This is a genomic window from Xanthomonas sp. SHU 166 (genome assembly GCF_000364685.1).
GTDB lineage: Bacteria > Pseudomonadota > Gammaproteobacteria > Xanthomonadales > Xanthomonadaceae > Xanthomonas_A > Xanthomonas_A sontii.
This window is the reverse complement of record NZ_AQOJ01000189.1, coordinates 1-8,599: the sequence shown is the minus strand read 5'-3', so window position 1 is coordinate 8,599 and position 8,599 is coordinate 1. Positions and strand designations below refer to the sequence as shown.

Sequence of the window (8,599 nt, the reverse complement as noted above, 5' to 3'; positions counted from 1 at the left end):
ACCTCGTCGTAGGCGAAGGTGCTGAAGCGCTGGCTGTCTTCGCCGGTAAATCCGGTCAGATTTCCAGGAAAGCGAGGGTCCTCATAGTGGTAGAGCTTTTGGGTCCCGTCTGGATATGTGGCGGTTTCCACTTGGCCACGTTGAGTATACGTATAGGTAACCAGTGGAATGCCGGATGTAGTGATCGCTCCGATCAACGCCCCACTTGTCGCTGACAGGTAGTGGAAATCGAGTGTACGCCCACTGCTATGTAGGATTGTGGTCAAGCGCGCCAGATCGTCATAGTTGTAGTGCAGAAATGTACCGTCACGATTTTCTCGTTCCAAAAGCCTTCCATTGGCATCGAAGATCAGCAAGGTATCTCTGCGGTAGAGCTTCCACAGTGCGCCGTCAGTGATAAGTTGGTCGCCGCTATTGTCCGAAGCGAAATACACATCCCCGACTTGGTGATATCGGGTATGGAAGCCCCCACCATCGATCAATCCTATGCTGTCGGCGCCAATTGCAAGCCTGATCGCATGCGAGTGCGTCCAGCCATAGCCGAAGCCACCAGTGTCATTCGAGATGCCCGAGTGGTAGTGCCGTTCGAGCGCAATCCAACCAAGATCGAAATCCGGGGCAACTTCATACTTGTCACCGGTCTTGGTATCGCATGGATTGCCCTCGTAGCCGCAACCGCGTTCAAGGGTCTTGGTGACGACGAAGGCGATGGCGTATTCGTTGACGCACGCCTGGTACTTGTCGCGCCAAGACATCAGCTTTTCAACCGGGCACTCGGTCCTGCGATGGCGGACAAGCTCCATCTGCTCGCTTTTAGGTACGCACTCGTCGGCACCGAAATAGTTATAGTCGAGCCTGTAGGTCTTCTCTCCCCACTCGCCACCATCGTTGCCATCGGTTCGTGTGTCCTGCCATCCCCCCAAAAGCGTAATTTTCGCCGTCGCCGGACAAGGGCTGTTACTTTCGTTTGCTATTTGCTCAAGCGACCGTATCGCCTCCTCTTCAGTTGAGTATTCCTGATCACCGACATACATCCACTCCGGATCCGTCGGTAACTCCTTACCGTTCCAGTATGTGATTTTGACGTCGCCGTTCTCCAGGATTTCTTGGCTCTTTATCTGATCGGCGTATTTGTAGAATTCGGGAACGTATGCATCGGGAGGCGGCAAGTCCTTGATGGCGGCCGCAGCCTGCTCTTGCGTCGTGTACTGGCCATGACTTGCTCCATCGGAATCCACCAGCGTCCATGTCCGCTTGCTTTCTTCTGCCTGCGCCACATTGATCAGCCCTGCTGCCAATGGCAGGAGGAGGCAAAGGTGTGCTAGCCACTTCCGCGGCCCTTTGACGGTGGTTTGAATATGGCAGTTTCCTTTCTGGCGCATTTCTTATCCCTAAGTGAGGTGGCACTTGCGCGCGGCAACGTGCAACTTCTTTTTTGCGCACGGCCAATGTCACTACTGGAGTGGCAGATCACCTGCCGAGCGGATTGCTCCCTTCCCGTTCAACGCCGCACTGCGGCGGCTTGCGTCCAACGCTCGCGAAATGGAAACCTATCACAGATAAATTTGTCAACTACTGACTAAGTCGTGGCCATTCCATGTCAGCATGGTGACTCAAACGCGAAGGCGTGGCTCTTACCTCTAAACGGTATGCAGTCGTTCTACACATCGCTGGGAGGTGCGACTGCGGGGCTCTCGGGTGTGACCAGGATGTTAGAGTTTCAATGTCATCTGCTGCCTGATTACGCTGTTCAAGCCATGCCCGAACTCCCCGAAGTCGAAACCACCCGGCGCGGCCTGGAGCCGCATCTGTCGGGGCGGCGCATCCATGGGGTGATCCTGCGGCGGCCGGATCTGCGCTGGCCGATTCCGCCGGAGGTGGCCGAGCGGTTGCCCGGGCAGCGCATCGAGGGCATTCGCCGGCGCGCCAAGTATCTGTTGCTGGACACCGCGGTCGGTAGTGCGCTGTTGCATCTGGGCATGTCCGGCAGCTTGCGCGTGCTGCCGGGCGACACGCCGCCGCGGGCGCACGACCACGTCGACATCAGCCTGGAAGACGGCCGGGTGCTCCGCTTCAACGACCCGCGCCGGTTCGGCTGCCTGCTGTGGCAGGCGCCGGGCGAAACCCATCCGCTGCTCGCCGAGCTGGGGCCGGAGCCGCTGTCGGATGCGTTCGACGGCGATCATCTGTTCCGGCTCAGCCGCGGCCGTACCGCGCCGGTCAAAACCTTTTTGATGGATCAGCGCATCGTGGTCGGGGTGGGCAACATCTACGCGGCCGAGAGTCTGTTCCAGGCGGGCATCAGTCCGCTGCGCGAGGCCGGCGACGTCTCGCGTGCCCGTTACGCACGCCTGGCCGAGGCAGCCAAGGCGATCCTGGGCTATGCGATCCAGCGCGGCGGCACGACCTTGCGCGATTTCATCAGCCCGGATGGGGCGCCGGGCTACTTCGAGCAGGAGCTGTCGGTCTACGGCCGCGAGGGCGAGGCCTGCAAGCGTTGCGGACGCACGCTGCGCCACGCCAGCATCGGCCAACGCGCCAGCGTCTGGTGTGGCCACTGCCAGCGCTGAGCAACGAACGCGATCGCGCTGCACGCACCGGCGAAGGCGGTCCGGCGTCCGCAGGGACACCGGCAGCACCGCGCTTTTTGCAGCGTCTCGGCACGATGGGCCGTCGCGACCGCGAGCGCGATTCAGCCGCGACGGGCCTTGCCGGTAACGGGTCTGCTCAAGCGCACATGTCGCTGGGCTTCTCGGTGGGCCTTGTCGCGTCGTTAGCGGCTCCCGAAGAGGCCTTGCCCACTCGGGCATAGCGACGCCGATGTGGTCGGGTCGGCAACTGTCTCGACCGGGTCCGCCCGCCCACCTCCAGCACGTCTGCGTCCGGGGCTCGCACCCACGGGCACCATCCATCACCGCCACCTTCGGCGCCGCTTGTCTATGATGGGCGTCCTTTTCCGTTTCGATCCGGCCATGCAACGACGCGATTTCCTCAAGAACGCCGCCGCCGCCTTCGCCGCCATGGGCTTGCCGGCGATGCCGATGCTCGGCCAGGCGGCCCCCGCGGTGGGCCTGCGCCGCCTGGGCAAGCCGCAGCCGTTCGACTACGCCTGGCTCAAGGGCCACGCGCGGGCCATGGCGGATGCGCCGTACCAGAGCCACAAGCGGGTGCTGCCGGCGCCGGTGGAGGGATTGACCTGGGACCAGTACCAGTCGATCCGCTATCGCCAGGATCACGCGTTGTGGGCGGCCGAGCAGGGCCCGAAGTTCCAGGCCAAGTTCTTCCACCTGGGTCTGTACTTCAAGACGCCTGTGCACATGTTCGACCTGGTCGACGGGCAGGCGCAGGAACTGGCCTACGACAGCGCGGCGTTCGATTACGGCAGCAGCGGGCTGAAGGGCAAGCCGCTGCCGAAGGAACTGGGCTTTGCCGGTTTCCGCCTCAACACCAAGCAGGACACCGAGCGCGACTTCGCCGCCTTCCTCGGCGCCAGCTACTTCCGTGCGGTGGGTAAGGAGGGCCAGTACGGTCAGTCGGCGCGCGGGTTGGCGATCGATACCGGCACCGGCGGCCCGGAGGAATTCCCGGACTTCATCGCCTACTGGCTGGAGCAGCCCAAGGCCGGCTCGGACACGGTGGTGGTGTACGCGCTGCTGGATTCGCCCAGCGTGGCCGGCGCCTACCGCTTCGCGATCACCAACGGCGACGTGCTGCTGATGGACATCGACAGCGCGCTGTATCCGCGCAAGACCATCGAGCGCCTGGGCCTGGGGCCGTGCACCAGCATGTACCAGGTGGGCGAGAACGACCGCCGCATGGATTGGGACTGGCGCCCGGAGATCCACGACACCGACGGCCTGGCGATGTGGACCGGCGGCGGCGAGTGGATCTGGCGGCCGCTGTGCAATCCGCCGCACCTGCGCTTCAACATGTTCGTCGACGAGAACCCGCGCGGTTTCGGCCTGCTGCAGCGCGACCGCAACTTCGATCATTACCAGGACGACGGCGTGTTCTACGAGAAGCGCCCGTGCCTGTGGGTGGAGCCGAAGCAGGGCTGGGGCAAGGGCTCGGTGCAACTGGTGGAGATCCCCACCGTCGACGAGACCTTCGACAACATCGTCGCGTTCTGGAATCCGCAGGACAAGCCGCAGCCCGGACAGGAGCTGCTGTTCGGCTACCGCATGTACTGGGGCGCACAGGCGCCGGCGTCCTCGCCGCTGGCGCACTGCGTGGCCACCCGCACCGGCCTGGGCGGCGTGGTCGGGCAGAAGCGGCATTACTTCTCGTGGCGCTTCGCGGTGGATTTCGTCGGCGGCGAACTGGCCAAGCTGGGCAAGGAGAAGGACGCCAAGGTCGAGGCGGTGCTGCAGCTCAACCGCGGCCGCACCGAGATCGTCTCGGCGCGGCCGTTGCACGAGATCTCCGGCTACCGCGCGATGTTCGACGTGGTGCCGCCGGACGACGGCACCGAGCAGATCGACATCCGCCTGTACCTGCGCAGCGGCGAGCGCCCGCTCACCGAGACCTGGCTGTACCAGTGGACGCCGCCGCCGGCGGCCGAGCGCAAGTTGTATTGAGCGCAACCGCGCGCGCTGCCTGCCGGGCAGCGTGCGTGTGCTTGGATCGGGCATTGCGCTCGCATTTCAGTCCTGGCGCAGCCGGGTGTGCGAGCTTGGTGCGCATCGCGCGTCGCGGCTGAAGTCGCTCCCACAGGAGCGCACAGGCCCGGCACTGAGCTGCTGTGGGAGGGACTTCAGTCCCGACGCGGGAATGGCGCCGCGTTCAGTGCTTGCCCGGCTCCTGCGGCGGCGTTGGCGGTGCGCCTTCCGTGCTGATGTCCTCGACATCGCCGATGTCGACCCGGCCCGGGGTGCGGCCGTCCCACACCTGATCCTGCAGCTTCCAGTACGCGCTCGGCTCCCAGAACTGCTTGGCGTAGAACACTTCCGGATCGATGCTGCCGCCACGCGGGCCGTTGATCGACAGCGGGCCGGCCGCGCCGGAGTGGCCGAGCAGGCCGCCGGTGCTGCGCATCGCTTCGCGCCGCAGGACCGCTTCCTGGCGCGGCTTGGCGACCTGATCGCCGTAGTCGGCGAGCATCGACTTGTCGAGCTTGGCCGCGCGCTTGCGCTCGTCCGGAGTCAGCTGGTTCCAGTACTCCATCTTGCGTGCGCCGAACTGGTCGTAGCCGCGCTCGGCGGCCAGCGCCATCCACAGGAAGCCCATCGTATGGTCGGCGGCGCCGCCCTGGCCCTCCCAGTACATTTCGCCCAGCCGCGCCTGCGACGGCTTGTCGGCATAGCGTGCGGCCAGTTGGTACTGCTTCCTGGCCTCGGCGTACTCGCCCTTCTTGTCGGCGCGGATGCCGGCGCGGCGATAGAACAGGTCCAGGTGCGCCTCGAGGAAGCCGTCGGTGAGCACCTGCGCCGGGATGTCCTGGAAGGTGTGGTCGCCCGGGGCCGCAGCGGCGGGGCCGGGCAGGGCCAGCAGCAGGGCACAGGCCAGTGCGGTGCCGCTGCCGGCAAAAAATCCTTTGAACGAAAGCATGTTCCTCATCCCATGAGTGAGCGATCGGCGCGATTCTAGGCATGCCGCCTGGGCGCGCTCCATAGACTGATGGCATAGGAACAGACGCGTGTACGGCACACGTCAGCCACGGTTCATCGCATCGTGGCGCGACGCACCAGCGCGGTGCGTCAGGGGTGACATCCGGGTTACAGCGGCAGCGCAATCTGCAGCGGATCGATGCGCCCTTCGCCGCGCATGATCTTCTTGAACTCGGGGCGGCTGACCGAAACGTAGCGTTCGTTGCCGCCGATCTCCACCTGCGGGCCGTCCTGTACCGCGTGGCCGTTCTCGTCGACGCGCACGGTCATCGTCGCCTTGCTGCCGGTGTGGCAGATGGTCTTGATCTCCTGCAGTTCGTCGGCCCATGCCAGCAGGTACTGGCTGCCCTCGAACAGCTCGCCGCGGAAATCGGTGCGCAGGCCGTAGCACAGCACCGGGATGCGCAGCCGGTCGACCACTTCGCTGAGTTGCCAGACCTGGGCGCGGCTGAGGAACTGCGCTTCGTCCACCAGCACGCAATGCAGCGGCCCGTGGCTGGCGATGTCGGCCTCGAGGGTGGCCAGCAGATCGGTCTCGGCGACGAAGGGCATGCCGTCGGCGCGCAGGCCGATGCGCGAGGCGACCACGCCGCTGCCGGCGCGATGGTCCAGCCGCGGCGTCAGGATCGCCGTGCGCATGCCGCGCTCGCGGTAGTTGTGCGCCGACTGCAGCAGCGTGGTGGTCTTGCCGGCGTTCATCGCCGAATAGTAGAAATACAGTTTCGCCATGCCGTCGATTCTAGCGCGGCGGCCGCGCGCCCCGGCCGCCGGGCGGTTCGCGAACCGGTTCAGCGCCGGCGCGGCGGTGGGGCGTCGGCGCCGGCCGGTGCCCGTTACAATGCGCGGCCAAGGGAAGTCTTCATGCACGGTCTCAATCCTCCCCAACGCGCCGCGGTCCTGCATTGCGAGGGTCCGTTGCTGGTGCTGGCCGGCGCCGGCAGCGGCAAGACCCGCGTGATCGTGGAAAAGATCGCGCACCTGATCGCCAGCGGCCGTTACCCGGCCAAGCGCATCGCCGCGATCACCTTCACCAACAAGTCGGCCAAGGAAATGCGCGAGCGCGTGGCCAAGCGCATCCGCAGCGAGGCCGCCGACGGCCTGACCATCTGCACCTTCCACGCCCTGGGGCTGAAGTTCCTGCAGATCGAACACGCGGCGGTGGGCCTGAAGCGCGGCTTCTCGATCTTCGACGCCGACGATGCCGCCGCGCAGATCAAGGATCTGATGCCCGGCGCCAAGCCCGATGCCATCGAGGACGCCAAGAACCTGATTTCGCGCGCCAAGAACGCCGGGCTGTCGCCGGAGCAGGCGATGGCGGCGGCCCGCAGCAACCGCGAGCAGGAGGCGGCCAGCCTGTACGAGCGCTACCAGGCGCGGCTGAGCACCTTCAACGCGGTGGACTTCGACGATCTGATCCGCCTGCCGGTGCAGGTGCTGGAAGAGAACGAGGACATCGTGATGGCCTGGCGCGAGCGCATCGGCTATCTGCTGGTGGACGAGAGCCAGGACACCAACGATGCGCAGTACCGGTTGCTGAAGATGCTGGCCGGCCCGCGCGGCAACTTCACCTGCGTGGGCGACGACGACCAGAGCATCTACGCCTGGCGCGGCGCCAATCCGGAGAACCTGATGCAGATGGGCCGCGACTACCCGGCCCTGCAGATCATCAAGCTGGAGCAGAACTACCGCTGCTCCAACCGCGTGCTGCGCGCGGCCAACGCCCTGATCGCGCACAACCCGCACGAGCATCTGAAGACGCTGTGGAGCGATCAGGCCGATGGCGAGCGCATCCGCGTGTGGGAGTGCCGCGACAGCGAGCACGAGGCGGAGAAGGTGGCCGCCGAGATCGCCTACCTGGGCACCGCCAAGCAGGTGCCGTGGAGCGATTTCTGCATCCTGTTCCGCGGCAATTTCCAGTCGCGGCCGTTGGAAAAGGCGCTGCAGATGGCCAGCGTGCCGTATCACATCACCGGCGGCACCGCGTTCCTGGAGCGGCAGGAGGTCAAGGACGTGCTGTCGTGGCTGCGCCTGCTGGTCAATCCCGACGACGACGCGGCGTTCCTGCGCGCGGTGCAGGCGCCCAAGCGCGAGGTCGGCGCGACCTCGCTGGCCAAGCTGGCAGAACTGGCCTCGGCCAAGCACCTGCCGATGTCGCGCGCGGCCGAGTCGGTGGGCGCGCTGCAGCAGTTGCCGCCGCGCGCAGCCAACGGCCTGAGCGACTTCGTCGATATCCTGCACGAACTGCGCACGGCCTCGACCACGCTGTCCTCGGCCGACGTGGTGCGCCAGCTCGCCGAACAATCCGGGCTGATCCGCGAACTGCGCAGCCAGTGCAAGGACGAAGCGAGTTTCCAGCGCCGCCGCGGCAACCTGGAGGAACTGGCCAAGTGGTTCGAGGGCGGACCGCGCGGCGCCACCGTCGGCGACCTGGCCGCGCAACTGGCGCTGCTGTCGCGCAACGACAAGGACGACGGCGGCAACCAGGTGCGGATGATGACCATGCACGCGTCCAAGGGCCTGGAGTTCCGCTACGTGTTCATCGTGGGCTGCGAGGACGGCGTGCTGCCGCACGAGGTCAGCCTGGAAGAGGGCAACCTGCAGGAGGAGCGGCGTCTGCTGTACGTGGGCATCACCCGCGCCAAGGAGCAGCTGTGGATGAGCTACAGCAAGCTCACCCGCAAGTTCGGCGAGCATATCAGGCTCAAGCCCAGCCGCTTCTTCGACGAGATCCCGGCCGAGGAAATGCAGCGCGACGGCGCCGACCCGGTGGCCGACGCGGCGCGCAAGAAGGAACGCGCGAATGCGGGGCTGGCGGCGATCCAGGCGTTGTTTGATTAGAAGCCGGGATTGGGGAATGGGGAATTGGGGATTCGTAACGGCGGCGTGCGTTGCGAGTGCGGTCGCTGGGGATGGGGCGTGCGGATGTACGCAGGGGCTAATCGGCTGTTCCTTCTCCCTGCGGGAGAAGGTGCCCCGTAGGGGCGGATGAGGGT

Annotated in this window: 6 protein-coding genes; 3 read left to right on the top strand and 3 right to left on the bottom strand. The window is 65.6% G+C overall.

Annotation, left to right across the window (positions count from 1 at the left end):
• Positions 1 to 1,298: RHS repeat domain-containing protein (locus D180_RS06730; protein ID WP_043090581.1), on the bottom strand; the 1,298-nt coding region annotated here is incomplete at its 3' end.
• Positions 1,299 to 1,757: 459 nt separating this feature from the next.
• Between D180_RS06730 and mutM the strand changes: the two genes are divergently transcribed.
• Positions 1,758 to 2,570: a bifunctional DNA-formamidopyrimidine glycosylase/DNA-(apurinic or apyrimidinic site) lyase gene (mutM, locus tag D180_RS06725; protein WP_017912192.1), complete on the top strand. Its 813-nt coding sequence runs from the start codon at positions 1,758 to 1,760 to the stop codon at positions 2,568 to 2,570.
• 402 nt (positions 2,571 to 2,972) lie between these two features.
• Positions 2,973 to 4,577: a glucan biosynthesis protein D gene (locus D180_RS06720; RefSeq protein WP_043090582.1), complete on the top strand. Its 1,605-nt coding sequence runs from the start codon at positions 2,973 to 2,975 to the stop codon at positions 4,575 to 4,577.
• A 205-nt stretch (positions 4,578 to 4,782) separates the two neighbouring features.
• Here the strand turns inward: D180_RS06720 and D180_RS06715 are convergent, their stop codons facing one another.
• Together D180_RS06715 and D180_RS06710 are read right to left on the bottom strand one after the other, a co-directional pair.
• The gene (locus D180_RS06715; protein WP_017912190.1) at positions 4,783 to 5,547 is read right to left on the bottom strand and encodes a sel1 repeat family protein; all 765 of its coding nucleotides are present in this window, start codon (positions 5,545 to 5,547) and stop codon (positions 4,783 to 4,785) included.
• 167 nt (positions 5,548 to 5,714) lie between these two features.
• On the bottom strand, positions 5,715 to 6,335 hold the full coding sequence (locus tag D180_RS06710) for a thymidine kinase (protein ID WP_017912189.1): 621 nt from the start codon (positions 6,333 to 6,335) through the stop codon (positions 5,715 to 5,717).
• Positions 6,336 to 6,467: 132 nt separating this feature from the next.
• Between D180_RS06710 and rep the strand changes: the two genes are divergently transcribed.
• Entirely contained in the window at positions 6,468 to 8,444 is a 1,977-nt protein-coding gene (gene rep / locus D180_RS06705) for a DNA helicase Rep (RefSeq protein WP_026144192.1), read from the top strand.
• Positions 8,445 to 8,599: the final 155 nt, after the last annotated feature.

Excerpts from the sequence above, each read along its gene's own strand:
- D180_RS06715 (WP_017912190.1), bottom strand. The coding sequence starts at position 5,547 with ATGCTTTCGTTCAAAGGATTTTTTGCCGGCAGCGGCACCGCACTGGCC.
- mutM (WP_017912192.1), top strand. The coding sequence starts at position 1,758 with ATGCCCGAACTCCCCGAAGTCGAAACCACCCGGCGCGGCCTGGAGCCG.
- D180_RS06720 (WP_043090582.1), top strand. The coding sequence starts at position 2,973 with ATGCAACGACGCGATTTCCTCAAGAACGCCGCCGCCGCCTTCGCCGCC.
- D180_RS06710 (WP_017912189.1), bottom strand. The coding sequence starts at position 6,335 with ATGGCGAAACTGTATTTCTACTATTCGGCGATGAACGCCGGCAAGACC.
- rep (WP_026144192.1), top strand. The coding sequence starts at position 6,468 with ATGCACGGTCTCAATCCTCCCCAACGCGCCGCGGTCCTGCATTGCGAG.